This window comes from Paenibacillus sp. GYB004 (assembly GCF_036577605.1).
Taxonomy (GTDB): domain Bacteria; phylum Bacillota; class Bacilli; order Paenibacillales; family NBRC-103111; genus Paenibacillus_AB; species Paenibacillus_AB oceani.
The window spans coordinates 123,630-141,929 of the sequence record NZ_JARBDB010000060.1; the positions used below are offsets into that span (position 1 = coordinate 123,630).

The 18,300-nt window shown below is 58.4% G+C and carries 7 protein-coding genes; all 7 read right to left on the bottom strand.

Annotated features, from left to right (window positions below):
- Positions 1 to 41: 41 nt before the first annotated feature.
- Positions 42 to 1,073 (bottom strand): SGNH/GDSL hydrolase family protein, encoded by a 1,032-nt coding sequence (locus PV433_RS26460; protein ID WP_332075033.1) that lies wholly within the window; start codon positions 1,071 to 1,073, stop codon positions 42 to 44.
- A gap of 255 nt (positions 1,074 to 1,328) precedes the next feature.
- Positions 1,329 to 7,199 (bottom strand): OmpL47-type beta-barrel domain-containing protein, encoded by a 5,871-nt coding sequence (locus PV433_RS26465; protein WP_332075034.1) that lies wholly within the window; start codon positions 7,197 to 7,199, stop codon positions 1,329 to 1,331.
- 157 nt (positions 7,200 to 7,356) lie between these two features.
- A complete protein-coding gene (locus tag PV433_RS26470; RefSeq protein WP_332075035.1) occupies positions 7,357 to 8,646 on the bottom strand; it encodes an ABC transporter substrate-binding protein in 1,290 nt (429 codons plus the stop codon).
- A gap of 13 nt (positions 8,647 to 8,659) precedes the next feature.
- Positions 8,660 to 10,279, bottom strand: coding sequence for a response regulator (locus PV433_RS26475; protein ID WP_332075036.1), 1,620 nt, complete (start codon positions 10,277 to 10,279; stop codon positions 8,660 to 8,662).
- An 81-nt stretch (positions 10,280 to 10,360) separates the two neighbouring features.
- Positions 10,361 to 12,202, bottom strand: coding sequence for a sensor histidine kinase (locus tag PV433_RS26480; protein ID WP_332075037.1), 1,842 nt, complete (start codon positions 12,200 to 12,202; stop codon positions 10,361 to 10,363).
- A 62-nt stretch (positions 12,203 to 12,264) separates the two neighbouring features.
- On the bottom strand, positions 12,265 to 13,899 hold the full coding sequence (locus PV433_RS26485; RefSeq protein WP_332075038.1) for an extracellular solute-binding protein: 1,635 nt from the start codon (positions 13,897 to 13,899) through the stop codon (positions 12,265 to 12,267).
- A gap of 74 nt (positions 13,900 to 13,973) precedes the next feature.
- The gene (locus PV433_RS26490; protein ID WP_332075039.1) at positions 13,974 to 17,987 is read right to left on the bottom strand and encodes an immunoglobulin-like domain-containing protein; all 4,014 of its coding nucleotides are present in this window, start codon (positions 17,985 to 17,987) and stop codon (positions 13,974 to 13,976) included.
- Between the last annotated feature and the right edge of the window lie 313 nt (positions 17,988 to 18,300).

The following is an 18,300-nucleotide window of genomic DNA, read 5'->3' on the forward strand; positions in this document are numbered from 1 at the left end:
TCCGGTTGACGGACGGCATGATCTTGATTGCCCCAACAACGTTACGGCTTTACGGCCTCCTGGCCGCGTAACAGTCCGTAACGGGCCAGCAGCGGCTCCATGACGGTCGTTCCGTAGTTTTCTCCCATGATCGCATAACCTTTACCGTTCGGATGAAGCTGATCGGGCAGATGCTCGGCCAATTGATCGTCGAATATGGTCAACCCGTCCACATAATGCAGCCGGTCGTCTCCCAGCGACGCCATAAACCCGACCGCCTCCTTGATCTGCTCCCGCATCTCGCAAAGCGTAAACCCGGCCGTATTTTTCGCAGTTTCTCTCGGCGGCGACCAGATCGGCGACATGACGGCGATCGGCTTGTCCGGATGCTTCTCGCGAATGAGCTGCACGAAGCCGATCGCCGCCGCCTGGAACGTCCGGCTGTTCAAGCTGCTTCCACCATAAACGTTAATGCCGAGACACAACGAGATGATGTCTGCGTCCAGATCCCGGATCAGGCGGGCGACCATCGGCTCCAGGTGACAGTTGCCGGAGAAGCCGAGGCTGGTCAGATGCAGGCCGAAACGGCGCGCGACGATAGCCGGCCATGTCTGCGCCGGGCTGAACGCCCCGTTGCACTGCGTAATCGAGCTGCCGTACGCGATCCATCTGGGGCGGGTGTCCCCGGGAATGCGGAAATCCGCTCCTTCCTCGATCGCAACCGCTTTCACGATCGTCGCCGTTTTTTGTGGCACATACACCTCGACAACGCTGTCTTGCCCCGGCAGTCCTTCAAAAACAGCAAACGAATCCCCCTGTGCCAGCTTGCATGTCTGCACAATCGTTCCGTCAATGACGAGGTCCAGCTCGACGGCCGCCAGCACAGGAGCGAGCTCAATCCGGATCACGGCCGAATCGGTGGCGAACCGCAAGCGGACCCCCGCCGATATTTCCGACGTTTTGTTAATTCCGTTCGGCGGATACAGCACATAATCCTTGTACGGGATTCTCCACGGCTTGATCCCGCCTTCTACAGGCTCCAAGGATACCGCGCCCTGAAACAGCGCATTCTCCAGTTCGATCGTTCGCAGCATTCGTTTCTTACCCCTCTCCATAGTCAAATCTCACTTCTAAATGTACAGACTGAGGGGCGTCTGTGCAACCAATAATTTTCCTCTGCTGGAATCAATCCAAGCTTCCCGGCACCGTCTTCCCATGCCGGCTCCTTTGCACAGGCATTTGCATCCCTGGACCGTTATCCGCGTTCCGGGACGCCGAATAGCAAAAAAAGAAGCGACTGACCGGCTGTCCGCCAAGTCAATCGCCTCACTTCACATTACCGTCTCAGTTCAGTTCCCATGAATCCAGTGCTGGGCGCTGCTAACCAAATCCCCTAGTGCTCTACCTGAGAGCAAGCCTTGCTGCTGTACGGACGGATCGCGTATATAAGCCAGAAAATCGTTCATATAATCGATCGCCGTCTGCACGGAGCCTTGACTGACGAGCAGCTTAATAACCGACAGTCTGTAGCTCAGCTGGGAGGCAAACGTTGCCTGGATATGTCCGCTGTCGGCGTACGAATCCACCTTCGCACTCATTCCCTCCAGCGTCACTACCTTCACTTCAACCGTTTGCAGCTGTTCCGTGTTCCCGGCCAAATCGACGGAACGGAACTGGAGTACATGGCTGCCGTCCTGCAGCACTATCGGTCCGGTGTAAGGCTGGAAGCCGCCCTGCGGCCCATACGTGCTTCCCGTCACCGACAACGCATATTCCGTTCCTGCTATTCCGGAATGCGCATCGGAGGCCGTCAGCGCCACAGATACCGGCGAAGCGTACCAGCCCCCCGCGCCCGCTTCCGCGCTCGTCTGCGCCTGCGTAACCGGAGCCAGCCGGTCTACAGGGACGGTTACCGATTGGACCGGTTCGTCGTTGCCGACAGCGTCCGTCGAACGGAACTGAACGACATGAGTGCCGCTATCGCTTAAGGCGAACGGCGTATGATACGTCTGCCAGCTGGTCCCGCCATCGAGACTGTACACCGATGAGCTGACGCTGCCGGCCATGCCGTATACGCTGAGCGATACTGTCGCTTCCGACGTATACCAGCCCTGCTGCTGCTTTCCCGTCACGGCCGCGACGGTCTGCACCTGATATAACGCCCTCGTCAGCGGAATCCGGAAGGCGGCGCCTTCGGCCATATCGTAGATATAACCTTTGCTGAAATCATATGCATCTGCAAACGAGCGGATCGGCGTAATATCCCCGATGTCGAGCTTATATTGTCCAGAGCCGAGCGACACTGCGCCTTGAATCCGATAAGCCGCGTTGCGGACGCCGTCGTTTGCTACATAGATTGTTTTGCCCGTCAATTGCTCCAGAGTTGCGCCCGTCAAGTCCATCTCGACGATGATCTCGTTTTGAACGGACGGCGTCTTCGTGAAGGTAACCACCGTGCCCTGCAGCGCTCCGGCAGCATCTGGCGCATTCTCGCCGACCAGCGCCATATACGAGCCGTCATGCACGTAGCGGTATACTTCTTGGCCGTTCTGTTCGGAATAAACGCCCATAAACCCTTTAAACCGCAACTTGTCGTCGATTGTATATTCGACAGCCGTATTTAAGGCGCTGACGATGTAATCGACGCGGCCGTTTGCCAGCGTCACTTTCACCGCTTTGACGTCGTTGCCGCTTACCGGCTGGCCTCCCGCTTTCACCGCAGCCGGTACGATCGAAGCGATCGTGCGGCTGTCCTTGTACGGCTCGATCACCGAGGTGAAGAGGCTGTCGAGGTTGGTTCCGTTCCGGTGGGCGACCATATAGCGAAGCGCCTTCGGATTGCCCGGCTTGTTCTGCGGCGGAACGCCGTCCGCCAGCGCCACATCGTCCACCTGTCCGAGCATCGTCAGGCGCAGATGGATATCGGCCGGGGCCGGCAGCACCTTCCACGTGTCGACTACTTTCCAGTCGATGCTGAACGTATCCGCCGGGCTCGTATCCCGCGAAACGTTTTTCAAATAATGAAATCCGCTGCCCATATAGCCGGAACCTGCCACGTCATCCACCCGCTGGCCGTATTCGACATTCGGACCGGCATAGGTGCCCGTAGGCTGCTGGACGAGCTGAAGCCCCTCGGCGGTTGCCGTTCCTTCCGCTCCGTGGAAGCTGAAATAGTGGTCGCTGCCGCCCTTCACCCGGAAGAAGTCGACCGCATACGAGTTGGCGTCGTCGATCTTGATCATCGCGGTAGTCCGTTTATACAGATCGGTCTGCGTGTATACTTTCGGCGCTTCGACGTCGATCAGCTTCACCATGCCGCCGTCGTCGAAATGCTTCGGTTCGGCTATGAACTGCGGCGACTGCTTCTTTTTGTCGACCACGACCGTATTATGGCTGATCGTATTGACCACCCATTGTGCGCGGTGCATGTCGATGCTGTCGGCAAATTCGGGATATCCGAGATCCGGGGACAGATCAAGCCCGAATGCGTGAACCCCCAGGTTCAGCGTATCGCGGTGGCCGTGGCCGGTGTTCCGTCCGTAATACATCCAGAAATCGCGCAGCGTGTTCGCCTGGACCCCTGCCTGATCGCGCTGCTGGCGAGCCGTTTCGTCGAGCAGGTTCAAGTTGCGGACGCCCATCTTGTAGTTGCCGGAGGCGGCGTTTTTACCGATATTCTCGAAGCGGATCTGATGCGTGCCAACGGACAGCTGCTTCCGGCCTAGCGCGATGAAGTCGTTCGAGTTGGAACCGTAGAAATCCATGTCCATCATAGGCTGACCGTCTAGCGAGATGCGGTAGATCCCGTAAGTCGGCGCCTTGAACGGCAGCAGATCGATCTCGTAATCGTCCGCCTTCGTCACGGTAAATTCAAACGTAATGTCGGCGCCGGGATTGTTCGCTTCCAATTGCACCGTCCCCGAAGCTTCGAACAGCTTCACGTCGGTATTCTGGTATGCGATGTCCATCGAAGGGAATGCGTACGACAGTCCGAAGCTGTTGAACACATTGGCTCCATCGCGAAGCGCGGCGAAGCCGTAGCCCGTCAAGTTGTCGCTGCCCAGGTTAAGCGGGCCGTGCTGGGCGATCACGCTGCGGATCTGCTCCGCAATCGCGTTCGGGTTGGCCGAGAAGACGTCCAGATGGATGCCGTCGGCGCGGTTGTTGTTTAGGAAGTAGGCCATCTGCGCGTAGACCGGATCTCCGAACTTGTAGAACGCCTTGACCATGTCGGTCAGCTTCACCGAGATGCTCGGATTGCCGGTCGAACCAGTATCCCCGATATTCGCCGTATATTTCTCGCTTAAGATGAGCGGGTAAAAGGCCGAGAACATTTTGCGGAACTTGACGTTTTCATACAAATCCGCTTCCGGGTACAAATCGTAGCCTTCCAGAATGTCCGCCGTCAGTTGATGGGTCGACAGCCAGAGCATGTTGTAGCCCGGGGACGCTTCGTTCCCGTTGCCGTCGCGGTCGACGACGCTGATCAGCGAGTTCAGGATGTTGCCGCCCGATACGCCCGGAGGACTCGACACATTGCCGCCCGACTGGAACGTAAAGTCAAGCCATTCCTTCGTCTGGGGCAGCGTGTCGTACACGACTGCGGCCATCGCCAGCGCGCTTTGGTGCATGCCGTCGTTGCCGCGGATTCGCGCCGCCTTCACGCCCGGGAACACTTCGCGGAGGATACCGTCCTCGATGTTCCGTTTGATGCCCGCACCGGTGCTTTTGCTGTTGATCAGCTTATACAGATTTCGCTTCCCTTCCAGAAACGAAGTCAGCTGGGTGTCGTTCATCGCCGGGAAAAACGCGTCATAGGCCGATATGAAATCTTTCACCAGCCCCGTCTCCCAGATCGAGCCGACGGCGTATCCGAGCCCCGTGCCCCCGTGTGAATTGAGGAAGACGGTTTTGTCATGCTTCATCGTATCCATCTCGGGGTAGACGTCGGCAACCCGATCGAGCAGCACCGATCCGGCCCGCGCGTATTTGGCGTCTCCGGTGTACAGGTAAGCGTCGCGGAGTCCTTGCATCGCATCCTGGATCATGCCGCTCCCATACCAGACGAACCAGTGATTGTAATAGGCGATAAACGTATAGCGGTGGCCGTTCTCGTCGACCCAGCCGAAGCCGTCGTCGACGCCCCAATCCGGACCTTTCTCCGGATATAGCGTATTAACCAGCAGGCTGCGGTCGGCCAGATTCGGCTGGAATACGCCGTGATCGTCCAGTCCGCTCTCATAGTACGCGCCGAAGTCGTTCGTCGGGAATTTGTAGCCGCTGCTCGGATCGACGATTTTCCAAGGGTCGTTAATCGGATCGGCCTTGTATGGATAGTTGCCGAATTTATCGATCTCCCTGCCGGTAATCGGACTGCCGATCGTCTGGTTCACGCCGTAGCTTCGAGGCAAGTTAGGTCCTGTGACGATATTCCAGATGAAGTCGAGCCCTTTGACTAAATATTTGTCTGCCCGGGCGACGGCCCCGTCCTTCAAGATGGCCGCCCAGTTGTACTGCTGCACGTTGCTCCGGGCAGCCGCCACTTTGGCCGGCGTGTAATAAGTCGTGCGCGTTTTGGCATTGACGGTCGTATCCGCACGGCGCAGCAGAGCGTCGTCGAAGTATGCTTCTCCGGCCTGCGAGGCGTTCATCGTCAGACGGAGCGTCACGCTTTTCGCCCCGGCCGGCGCGATGCCGCCCGCGGTCAGCGGTTCCCACGTTCCGGCGCCCGTGCCTTCGGCCGCTGCCGAGGCGAGCAGCGTTTCGTCCGCATCCCAATAATCCAGATGAAGCGCCGGAACGCCTGACGTCGTATAGACATGGATCGTGCCGTCATACCGTTCTCCGGGCGTTACGGCTACCGGATGGCTTCGTACGCCGGGGACGGCTCCGCTGCCGGAATACGCGATCTTCGCGCTGTTCACGCCGTCTTTCGTCTGATCGCCGGACAATTGAACGTCGCCGTTCAGCCCTTTCCAGCCGACCGGCTTATTCTGCGCCACCTGCTCGAAGCTCCCGTTCTGCAGCTGCGGCACCGGGACGGCAGGCGACTCGCGGAACGCCGCATCGTCGAAGTAAGCCGTTCCGATATTCGCGCTGTGCAAATAAAACCGGACGGCTGCCTGAGTCGTTCCTTCCGGCGCCAACCCTTCCACCCGAATTTGCTTCCAGGCATTGAGCGTATCGTTGGTTCCGGTCAAAATCGTCGTATAGTTGTTGTTCGCATCCCAAAACTCCAGGTACAACTGGGACACGCCCTGCAGATTGTACGACCATACGGTCGATTCGTACCGCTGTCCCGCCGTGACGGCAATCCGGTGGCTCCGGACCGTAACGCCGGCCGTGCTGGTCGGGTCGTTGATTTTGACGCTGTAGGTGCCGGACCGCTTCTGCTCGGTGGACAACTGAGCCGTAGCCGCCATCTCCCAATATTTCGGGCGTCCGTTATCGACTTCCTCCAGTCCGCCGTTCAGCAGTCCCGGCTGCGGACCGGTCAGCACCTGGCTGAAGGAGGCGTCGTCGAAATAGGCGGACCCTATGTTCGCCACATGCAGATATAACCGGAGACTTACGGCAACCGTCCCGGCCGGGGCGACGCCGGACACTTGGATGCGGCCCCACCCGTTCAGCGAAGAATTGCTGCCGATATAAATTTGCGTGTAGTTATTGCTTGCGTCCCAATATTCCAGATAAAGCTGGGAAACGCCTTCGAGGTTATACGAATACACGCTCGCTTCATACGTCTGGCCGGCCGTTGCCGGCATTTTGGCGCTGCGCAGCCCGGTCGAGCTGGCCGAGCTGGTATCGGTCAGCTTCACGCTGTAGGCTCCCCCGCGCACCTGGGCGGTGGAAGATTCGACGCCTCCGCTTATGTAGCTCCACCCGGCGGGCCGCCCGGCCGCGATCTCCTCGAATCCGCCGTTCGGGAGTTCGGGCGCTTGCTGTATGCTCATCATGTCCCCCGCTTCCTCCATCGTAATCGCTTCAACTTCCGCTTCAATTCCCGTTACTGCTTCTGCTTCAACTTCAGGGTCAGGTTGAGGTTCAGCTTCAGCTCCAACTTCAACTTGCGTCTCCATTCCCGCTTCCGGTTCCAGTACCGCAATCTCCTCGGCCGTAACCGTCTGTCCCGGAACGAACGGCACAGCGCCTGACACCAGGACCGCCGCCATCACCAGCGCGACGGTTCGCAGGACCGACCTGCGAATGAATCGTTTCATACCCGTACCACCTAACCTTTCGTTATTCAGATGGTTTCCCTGCTTCGTTCCAGCTGCCGTCCTTCTCCGCATTCCTTCTCCGGTTTCCTTCCCCGCCCGTGCAAAGGCTCCCCGGCCGCAACCTGCGCCGGGAAGCTTGCACGAATCCGGGTGCTGTTTATTTCTTGCTCGCCTTGGCCGCCTGAATATCTTTATCAGCCGCCTCCGCCGCCTCGCGGATCGCCGTATTGACGTCTTTGCCGTCTTTGACGATTTGCGTAAGCGCGGCGTTCAGCTTCTGCGCCGCCACAATTTGATACTCGGTAATGTTGGACATTTTCGCATGCGGTTTCGGGAACAGAACCGACATGTTGCGTCCTTGGTACTTCGGCAGATCCTGCCCGTACTTCTCGTGCAGCTTCGTATCTTTCAGCGCCGTCGCCAGTCCGCGCGAGTTCAGCGAGATTTGGAATTCCTCGGAAGCGACATATTTGATTACTTCGAACGCCGCGTCGCGCTGCTTGCTCGTAGAGCTCATAAACCAGTAGTTCGGGAATACCTGCGGGCCTACATTGCGCTTATCCGGGAAATCCGGAATCCGCACGACGCCCCAGTTTTTGACCGCATCACCCGGGGTGAAGCCGCAGCAGCCGGTGTAGTTGGTCGCCATCGCCACCGTGCCCTTCGTATTGAAATTGGCGACGGTAGCCTGAGCGATATCGACGCCCGGAATGCTCATAAACTTCGTCATCATCTGCACGACCCGTTTCCACTCGTCGGTATTAAAGCTCGCTTTATGCGTTTTCGGATCGACGAGGTCGAGAGACAGCTGATTTACCTGTATATAGGAATAATTGTCGTTGGCGAATCCGTAGTACTGCGTCCCCCCGTCCTGCCTTGTCAGCTTCACCGCCAGATCGTACACTTCGTCCCAGGTCATGCCGTCCTTCGGATACGGCACGGCGAATTTGTCGAACAGATCCTTGTTGTAATACAACCCCGACGTGCCGATGAAAGCGGGCAGCCCGTAAATGCCGCCGCCTGCCAGCTGGCGCTGGAGCTCGACTACAGTCGGCTCTAGCTTGTTCAGATCGTATTTGTCCCGTTTGATCAGATCGGAGATGTCGTTTTGCAGATTCATGTTCAGAATCGAAGTATGGAAGGTCGTATAAGCCCCAAATACGATATCGAGCGGATCTTTGGAGGTGGCGACGTAGTCTGCGATGGAAATGTCGGTCGGGTAAGACACTTTAAACGTAATATGCGGGAACTTCTCGCGAAGAAATTTGCCGTACGTATTTTCGAACCATTCGGCTCCTCCGCCGCTGGCGCTGAACATATGCATGTCGATCGGTTTTTTCTCGGTTGCCGCCGGTTCGTTCGTTTTGCCGGAACAGCTTGCGGCGAGCAGCATGACGGATACGGACACCATCATCCAGGCATATTTTTTTCTTGCCGTTGCGAACATCGGTATGTCCCCCTTAACCATTCGTTTTTTTGATTTCCCCGGGCGTCATGCCCCAATGCTTGCGGAACACTTTCGTAAAATAACTGACGTCGCGGTAGCCGATCGCGGCCGACGTCTCGAGCACTTTCGCCCCGCTTTCGAGCAGCTCCATGGCGCGTTTCATCTTCCTCTCCAGCACATAGTCGGAGAACGCCTGCCCCGTATGCTGCTTGAACAGCCGGGACAAATAAGACGGCGTCAAAAACAGCTTCCTCGCCAGCACGTGCAGAGTCAGGTCGCGATGAATGTCCTTTTCGACCGCCTCCAGCATCGAGCGGACGATATCGTGCAGCTTGACGCTGTTGCGCTTGCTGGCATAGTCGGTTATCGCGCGGATCGTGCCGTGCAGCCATTGCCGGATCTGCTCCTTCGTATGCAACGATCGCAAATCCTGAAACGTATCGTACGTGTCGCCTGCCACCTCCTTCATCGGCCATCCTTGGGCATGAACGGTGCGGACGAGCAGACTGCTGAAATAGAGCACGTTCTCGTGCACCTCCTCGACAGTCGCAGCCTGACCGATTCCTTCCTCGATCAGCCGGTCGACCGTCTCCAGCGCCTTCTCCCGGTTGCCCGTCTCCAGGGCGTTCTCGAGCTGCTTCTCCAGCGGCGGCGCCGCGGGGATGCACAGATGCGACTGCTTCCCTTCGCGGTACGGCACGACCAGGTCGTCACCGTAGACGATCCTCTCCTGCAGCGCTCTGTTCGCCTGCTGGTACGATTTGCTTACACCTTCCGGGTCCGCGGTAACAAGACCGATCCCGGCGCTGGCCGTCGTTTTTAAATACTCCTTAATCATCGTCAGCAATCTGGATGTCAACAATTGAATTTCGGCGACAAACTGCTCCTCCGTCCGCTCACCCCGGTTCAAAAACAGCAGAACGGTCGAGCCGCGGTAGTCGGGGAACACTTTGCAGTCCAGCTGTCCCGGCTTTTCGGCGAAGTAATCTTTGGCGATGACTGTGACGGAATATTGCAGCAGCGAGCCGTCCCGTTCGCCGTAACGGGTATCTCCTTCCCGCAGCGGGTCGGGCTCGACTACGGCGGCCGCATACCGGGTGACTCCGGACAGGTCGATCGTCAGATCAGCGCTTTGTTTATCCACCTCCCAGCCGGAATAAGTGCCGGCCACCCAATTTTGATAAAACAGCTCCTGGAGCCGCGGAGCGTGCTCGTTCCACTTCCGGCGCAGCTCCTCCAGCGTATGCGTCGACTCGCGGGCTTCTTCGATCCGCTTCCTCGCTTCGAGCACCGCGCTTAAAATCTCGGTATCCCGGGCCGGCTTCAGCAAGTATTTGACCACATTAACGTCAATCGCCTTCTGCGCATACCGGAAGTTGTCGTGTCCGCTCAGCAGCACGATTTTGACCCGGGGATTCCGCTCGCTCACCGTCGCCGCGACGACGAGACCGTCCGGCTCGGGAATCCGGATATCGAGCAGAACGATATCCGGCTTGGTCTCGTCGAACAGCTGCAGCGCCTCGCGTCCGCTTGCGGCGGCGCCTACCACTTCAATGCCGTGCCGCTCCCACGGGATGCCCGATACGATATTTTCCCTCAGCTTGGCTTCGTCCTCTACGACCATCAGGTTCATCGGCGGCACGCTCCTTGTTGTGTCGGACTTTCGTCCGGATTGGTTCGACCGGCGCGGCGGAGGCGGACGTATGAACGCCCGCTACATGCCTGCTGCAAGCGCATGCATCTTCTCAAGCGGTATCCAGATCGTCACCGCCGTTCCGGCCGTCTCCTCGCTTTCGATGCGAATTCGTGCGTCTTCCCCGTAAAACAGCATGACCCTCGCTTTGACGTTGGATAATCCGTACAGGTCGACAGATTCGCTTCCGGCGTTTGTCACTCGCAGTACGTCTTTGTATGTAATCTTATTCAGTTCGCCGTTAATAAACGACAACCGTTCCGGATCGATGCCCACGCCGTCATCCTTCACTTCCAGTCTCAAGTAAGCGCCTTCGATCCGGGCGCCGACATACAGCTCTCCCCCTTCCGGTTTTTTCTCCAGGCCGTGCAGGATGGCATTTTCGACGAGCGGTTGGAGCAGCAGCTTCAGGATCGGAATTTGCAGCGTCTCCGGATCTACGTCGAACTTGACCGAGAAATGGTTCGTATACCGGATCTGCTGCACCTGCAAATAATATTGAAGATGCTCGATCGTTTCCTCGACCGTAAAGATGTCCCGCCCCTCACCCAGACTGAGCCGGAAAAAGTGGGACAGATGAACGACCATCTCGCTGATTTCTTCGGCTTCGTAATTTTTGGCCGTCCAATAGATCGAATCGAGCGTGTTGTACAAAAAATGCGGGTTGATCTGCGATTGGAGAAACTTCAGATCCGTCTTTGCCGTATACAGCTGCTGCTTATAAATATTCTCGATCAGGTGCTGCTGTTCTTCGGCCATCTCGTTGAACGAACGGTTCAAAAACCCGAATTCGTCGGGACGGCTCGCGGACAGCCGGGCGTTCAGATTGCCGAGCCGGATCTGCTTGATCCCGTAAGCCAGCTTGAGCAGCGGAGCCGCGATGCCGCGATACACGCCCCATGAGATGAGCAGCGCCAGCAGCACGCTCACGATCGCGATCAGATAGGTGAACTGGCGCACCTTGTTCGACTTCGCGTAGATCGCCTTCTCCGGCTGTACGAGCACGAGCGACCAGCCCGAAGTCTTCGACCGCACCCGCATCGATAAGCTGTCTCCGTCATCGCCGGTCGGGATCATCACGCCTTCCCGGTTTTCCGTGGCCCGAATCTCCGCGATACTCTCGTCCCGATCGGAGCCGACGATCCGATTATCGTACCGGTCGAGCAGCAGCACCCGGCTGGACGGAGTCGAGGCGGTCAAATTCTGGATCACGTTCAGAAACTTTTCCTTGCCGATCGTCATCATCAATATATTTTGTCTGACCGGACTGTCGAGCTGATCCATCAGGCGCAGCAGCGTGACGCTGTCCTCGTTGAAGATGGGGTCGACCTCCCGTTCCCCTCCGACATACATATTGCGGTCTGGAATCATCCAGACGCTGTCGCCGCCGGCCTCGACCGTCCGCGTGTACCAAGCTTCACTGCGGTATTCCTCCAGACGCCGGACGCCGTACCGGGACGAGAAGATGAGCCCAGACCTCGCATGGTAAATCGAGATTTGCGTCAGCATCGTGTTCACCGCGTTCATATTGGTCAGGCTGAACAGCACTTTCTGAAAATCGATCGTCGCTTCGGCCGGCGAATCGACGTCCTGGTGCCGGAGCTGCTGATTCATGTTGTAATCGGTGGCGGTCAGAACCGACAGCTCCTCGACGTTTTGCAGCGTAAGATCGATGTGGGCCATCGTCGAGCGCAGCGCCGCCAGCGTCCGTTCGCCTACCTGCTCGTTGAGGATGCGCTGGGACTGGACATTGGCGTACAGACTTACCGCGACCAGCGGAATCAGGATCGCCATGAAATATGAGGTCAGCCTCAGTTGGGTCGACTTCCGATAGGCATCGCGTATTGCATACAGCAGTCTCATGTGCGCCCGCCTCCCGTTATGGTGTGTCTGCATGTGCGATTATCGGGGTAACGGCGCGGCCGTCACGGCTCCGCCCGGAAGCCGATCGTACGGCCAAAAGCTTCGCTCATTTGCCGGGCGTAGGCTTCGAATATGTCTTTGCCTCGGTGCGTCGTCATCAGCTCCTGGCGGTATTTCGGCCAGTTCGCCGCACTTTTGTCCTCGAACAGCACCCTGGCCTGATACCTCCACATCTCCTTGCGGAACGAGCTGATATCGAGCCCGGTCGGCGGGGCTACGTTCGTGCCGATCGACGGTTTGAATACATACGACGATATTTTCTCGAAAATTTTCCGGTCGCGCTCGGTCTCATCCGGCTGAATGACCTCCAGGCCTAACGTCTGCGCGTCGCCCTGCGAGAAGAAGCTATACACGGCCAAGAAGTATCCGTTGTCAGCAATGTCCCGTTTGGTCGCGACCGGATCAATTGTAATTTTATTGCCGTCTCTCGTGTAATGGACGCCCTCGATTCCGAATCGCGTCAGCATGAATCCTTCCTCGCTTGCGAGCCAATCGAGAATTTGAATCGACCGCTTCGCTTTCTCGATCGTCGTTTTGGAGCTGAACATGAACGGGGCCCCAGGCAGCGTCATCGTCGCCACCCCCGTATCCGCCCAAGGATGGAACGGCTGCCAATCGACCTTGGCCGCTTCCTCCGGTTTGCCGGCCTGCCTCAGCACTTCCTTCGTCCGGTACTGGATGGACCAGGTCGCATGGTCATACGCCGCCATGGCGCCGCCGGAGATCACGATGCCGACTTTTCCCTGAACCGCTTTGTTGATGTCTTCGCCGGACTTTTGCAGAAACCAGTCTTTGTCGATCACCCCAAGCCGGATCGTCTCCAGCAGATCGGTAAACACCTGCTCCATCCGGGGGTCCGTCGTGCCGTCCACGAACATGTCGTTCTCCAGCATAAGCCCGCCGTATATTCCGTTTTTGTAAAACTCGGGAAACACGATCGGAACCGTATACCCGCCGCCCGCCGTAGTAAAGCCGTATGTGTCCTGCTTGCCGTTGCCGTCCGGATCTTTGAACGTAAACGCCTTCATCGTCTCGATCATATCCTCGTACGTCTTCGGGATCGGCAAACCGAGCTTGTCGAGCCAGTCTTTGCGAACGTAATAGGATATATAAGCCCGCTTCGGATAGGGGACCGGCGCACGGCGGAACATATCCTGCACCTGATACCGTTTCAGCTCCGTCTCCGTGATCCAGTATTTGAAGTAATTCGGCATCGTCTGCGGCGTCACCAGCTCCGTCAAATCCATCGCGACCCGGTCCATGATATATTTGTTCGACACGCCCCCGTCGACCATGAACAGATCCGGCGCTCCGCTCCCGGCCAGCCGCAGATTCAGCCGGTTCGTATAATCGTTGCTCATCTGCATATGCTCGACGTTTAATTCGACATTAAACTTCCGTTCGATCGCCTGCCGGACGAAGTCTTTGTCGCGGGACGGCAGCGACGCGCTGTTGGCCCCGTGGACAAACCAGTTCAATACGAGCTTCTCCTGCGCTGACGCAAGTTCCGCGCCGGTCGCCTGGGCATCAAGCCCGCTCTCCCCGGGTATGCTGTCCGGGCGCTGGGAAGAAGTGCAGCCGCTGACCAGAAGGACGATCGTATATATGCCTGCGAGACCGATCTTTAACGTCTTCATCTCATCAGATCCATTCTTTTTCGCTTATGACGCCCGGTAGCCTGTGTGAAGGAAGAAGGCGGTCCGCCCTCCCTTCAGCTTCCCCCCCAAAGTTGCAGCAAGGCGTCCGTCTGGAGCTCCAGCCAGCTTCTAATACCGGCGCTTATATCGCCGGGGGTGCTGCTCCGGTCGAGATGTCTTCTGAAGTCGTCCAGATGTTTGGCCGCCTTCCCCGGGTCCCCCTTCTCCAGCTGATGCACCGCCTGTTTCAAGCTGTTGCGGAGCTTGACGGCCAGCGAATGGACGATATCGCCGTCCGCCTCCCCGGCGTTGATGCGCTGGTCGATCACGTCCGGCCCGGTCGTAACGTGCACGGTCCTGACTGCGGTCGCTTCATTGCCCGACGTATCGGCCACGCGGTACGTCAACGCGTATGTTCCTGCCGCCTGCGTATAAACGGAGCCGGTCACGCTCACTTGCGAGGACAGATCGCCTTCGCGGCCGTCCCAGGCGGATACGCCGGGTTCGGCGTAAGGCGCCCCGACGGTTACCGTCAGCGGGTTGGCGCCGAGCAGCGTCAGCGCCGGCGGATCGCAGTCCGGCAGCAGCAGCTCGGCGCCGCCGCCTACCGAGACGACGTTCCAAGCGCCGGCTTCCGACTTCGCGGCATAGGCGTATGGTACGAGCTTCCATGCTTCTCCGCCAGGGAACGGATAACCGTCCGGCGCTTCATAGGTGACGAACTTCGTTTTCCCGTCCTGCACCGTTACGTCCAGTACCGGGTACGCCGTCCATACGGTTCCGCGCTTGACGTAGACCATACCGCCGATCCACTGCTCCGCTCCCGCTACCAGAGCGGTTGCCGTGAAGCCGTCCGTCTGCGCCCCGCCGATTTGCCCTTCCTTCCCTTGCCCGCCGGCGATCGCCAGTCCCGCCCCGTTATACTCGATCCGCCCTTCTCCGGCCAAATACACCGCATTCATGTTACAGGCGGCTGCGGATGGGTCCGCTCCGAAGGACAACACGCCGAGCTGTCCGGCGAACTGAACGGGGTTCGCGTCTCCGTTCCGGAGCAGTTGCAGCGGCTGAGCGCCTACGCTGCCGGTCCCGCTGACGACGTAGTCGCGCCAGCCCGCCCCGTATACGCTTACGCCGACCGGCGTCTCTACGGTTGCCGTCCAGCCTTGCGGCAGAAGCGGCTCCACGTTCGCTACACTAGGCGCCGTACGGTACGATTCATACAAAGTCGTGAACGTGCTGCCTTCTGTCGATTGGTCGCGGTGGCGGACAAGATAAGGCAGCTCCGCTCCCGCGTCGTCCTTCCCTCTTTGTCCCCAGCCCTGCCCGGCATAAACGTCCTCTTCGGCCGACGGAACTTGCCATGCTTTCGTCCTGGCTCCGCCCCCGTTGTTCGCCCAGTCGGCCGTCCATACGCCAGCGGCCGCTGCGGTTGTCACGCCGGTCAGTCCGTAAGCGCTAACCTCGCCCGCTCCGCCCGGCTGAAGCGGGATTCCGCCCGTCGCGACGCCGTCCGTAGGCGCGTGAACGATCAGATCGTGCGAAGCGCCGCCGCGGACGCGGAAGAAGTCGACTACATACTCCGGCTTCGCCGGATCATTCTGACTTTGAACCTGAACGACCGTTCTGCGGTACATGTCGGTCTCCGCATAAGCGTTTGACTCCGCCTCCGCCGCATGGACCGGTCCTTCTCCTGTATACAAGCGGATACTTCCCATCTTGCCGCTGCTCCGCTGATTTTTCTTGTCGACGACAACGAGATTGTGGGCTGCCGAGTGGACGGTCATCGCCTGCTGCGGATTATCCCATAAATACCCCATATCGGATAACGATTCTCCGCCGTACGCCCAATACGTGAGGTCCAGACTGTCCAGATGGCGGTGTCCGTACCAGTCGCTGGCGTTCAGCAGCGCGACGCTGTCCAGATTGTCCGCACCCCCGCGCAAGTAGGCGAGCTTCCAGTCCGGCAGCAGCAGATCGGGCAGCTCGATCGGGCCGGCCTCCTCCAGTCCGTCCGGGTAATACAGCAGCGCCTCGACGCCGCCGTACGGGAACTGGCCGCTCTTCAGCATGCTGAGCAGGATCGGAAGGCCTGTTCGTTTCGCCCCGATCAGCAGTAACTGGCCGGATGGAGCGCTCGTCGTATACGAATCGCCGATCGGAGGATATTTCAGCGACGGCAGCACGGTATCGCCGAGCGCGCGGAACACCATTTGGTAGTCCGGACGGTTATATACTTCGTAGTTGTCGATCCGCGACTGTCCCGGAGGCGGCACGTAACCGGCCGGGTCGGAATACCCGTTTAAGATTTCGCCGAGCTTCCACATCGTTTGCAGCACCTGGAGCCCGTACGCCGCCGTCTCGGCAGGCGTTCCGTCCGGCTTATACCAGTCGGTCAAAAACTTGTCGAACGCATCGGCGCCGAACCGTACCAGCTCCGGCTCGCCGATCAGTACGCCGATCGCGGCCGCAGCCGTTCGGTTAAAGATCGACTTGTTGTTGTAAGCCGGATCGGCCACGAACAACGTGGAGGCTTCGAGGAACAGATCCCGTTCGACCGTCAGCCGGTCCGAATTCGATAGTAGCAGGCCCGGACCGGCAGCCGCGTCGCGAATCAGGTCGTAAGCGGTGACGAGCGGCAGAATGAACAAGCCCTCCATCCCGTTGGCCATCCCTCTTCCGGCCATCCAGTAGCCGGCATGGAGCTGCCGGTTCGGCACGTTGGGCGGTGCGGTCAGCTCATAGCTGGGCAGCCGGCCGATCGCGAAGGCGGCGTCCTTCGGGTCCATATCCGCGTATTCGCCGTACCCGGAGTGAAGCAGCCAGCGGGGATACACCTCCGCCATCCGCAGCAAAATCTTCTTCGCCTGCTCCGCATAGGCGATGTCGCCGGTCAGCCGGTACAGCAGGGCGATTTTGCCGACCTGATCAGACATGTAGGCGACTTTTTTGGCCCGGATGTACGACGTGAAGCTGGGCGACAATTTAAACCCGGCAAAATCGTAGGACTGTCGATTGTAATACGTAATGGTCTGAACGCTGGAGCCGCCCCAATAAGCGGTCATCACGCCTTCTTCGGGATAGGTCTCGTTCGGAAACGCAACTCCGCCGCAATACGCTTTATCCGGGTCGAGCGGGCTCCACGTCCATACCCCGTGCGGAAATCCGTATTCCGGCTGAACCGGGCAAGGCGTGAACAGATCGACCAGCGGCGTCGTTTCCGGAATCATGTTTACGATCTGGTTCTGGTCGTAGCTCATGACGAGCTGAGTCTGGCTCTTCAGCGCGTTGATCTGGCTGTCCGCGAACGTCCGGAACGATGCATCCGACGCATAACGCGCCCGGTACGCGACCCAATCGTTCTCCTTATAGATCGCCTTCGGAGGCGAAATATCGCCGCGCTGCGCAGGCTCCACCCAGTTCGGGAACAGGTCCTCCAGGTCGACGGGGGGCTTCGGCATACTGGCCGGCGACGTATACAGCTGCCACCGCAGCGGATCGATGCCGTTCTCAAACGTTTCGGTTAATGTAGTCTGACTATCGGCTTGCACCGATATGTTATCTATGTATACGTAGCCGGCCGCTCCTACATCCGTAAAATCGTTGGCCAGGAAAGGCTGCGTGTAGGTGGCCGCTGCTCCGAAGCCTTTGCCGACGATCAAATACGGCGGCGGTCCGGACTCCGGCGCCGCTGCGGTACGCAGCAAGGCCGGCTCGGTCCCGGCGGGGCCTCCCCACAGCTTGACGGTACCGTTGTCCCATGTGATGCGGACCCGGTACGTCGTCTTTAACGGGGCGGTGCCGATATACCCGCCCGGATTCGTATTGTATTTCGCGTTGCCGGAAATCCCGACGGATACCCATTTGGACGTGCTCCAGTACAAAAAAAGCGACGGCGCCCAAGAGCTTCCCGGATTTTCCATCGGCGTAATGTCCGCCTCAGCGACGATTTGATTCGGTGTGCTCGTCCACTGCAGAGGAGTCACGAGTACATCGTGTGCGTTGACCGGCCCGCTGAACAGCAGTTGCCCTCCGGACAAATGCCAGTCGTGTTCCTCCGCCTTGTAAGCGTTTGCTCGTTTTTGCAGCATACCCGGCATTTCTCCTAACATTGTAATCACCAGCACCATACACAATAGAACAAGCGATTGCTTCTTCCATGCCATCCTTTGCAAAGCCATCATGACCTCCTATTCGCATCCCAGGCGGTGTTAGGATATCTGATAAATCCAGGCTGCATTTGAAAGTGCTTACAAATTCTATTATAAAATCATTCGCATCGTATCCAATAGACGAAAACATTTCATCCGCTGGTAATTTGATGACTTCTCGAGCACGAATCGTAATCGTAATCGTATGGGGGAGCTCCCCGTACAACTAAAAAAAGTATGCCCTCGGCCGCCT

Coding starts and splice junctions, on each gene's coding strand:
- PV433_RS26465 (WP_332075034.1), bottom strand. CDS start 7,199: ATGAAACGATTCATTCGCAGGTCGGTCCTGCGAACCGTCGCGCTGGTG.
- PV433_RS26460 (WP_332075033.1), bottom strand. CDS start 1,073: ATGCTGCGAACGATCGAACTGGAGAATGCGCTGTTTCAGGGCGCGGTA.
- PV433_RS26470 (WP_332075035.1), bottom strand. CDS start 8,646: ATGTTCGCAACGGCAAGAAAAAAATATGCCTGGATGATGGTGTCCGTA.
- PV433_RS26480 (WP_332075037.1), bottom strand. CDS start 12,202: ATGAGACTGCTGTATGCAATACGCGATGCCTATCGGAAGTCGACCCAA.
- PV433_RS26485 (WP_332075038.1), bottom strand. CDS start 13,899: ATGAAGACGTTAAAGATCGGTCTCGCAGGCATATATACGATCGTCCTT.
- PV433_RS26490 (WP_332075039.1), bottom strand. CDS start 17,987: ATGCTGCAAAAACGAGCAAACGCTTACAAGGCGGAGGAACACGACTGG.
- PV433_RS26475 (WP_332075036.1), bottom strand. CDS start 10,279: ATGAACCTGATGGTCGTAGAGGACGAAGCCAAGCTGAGGGAAAATATC.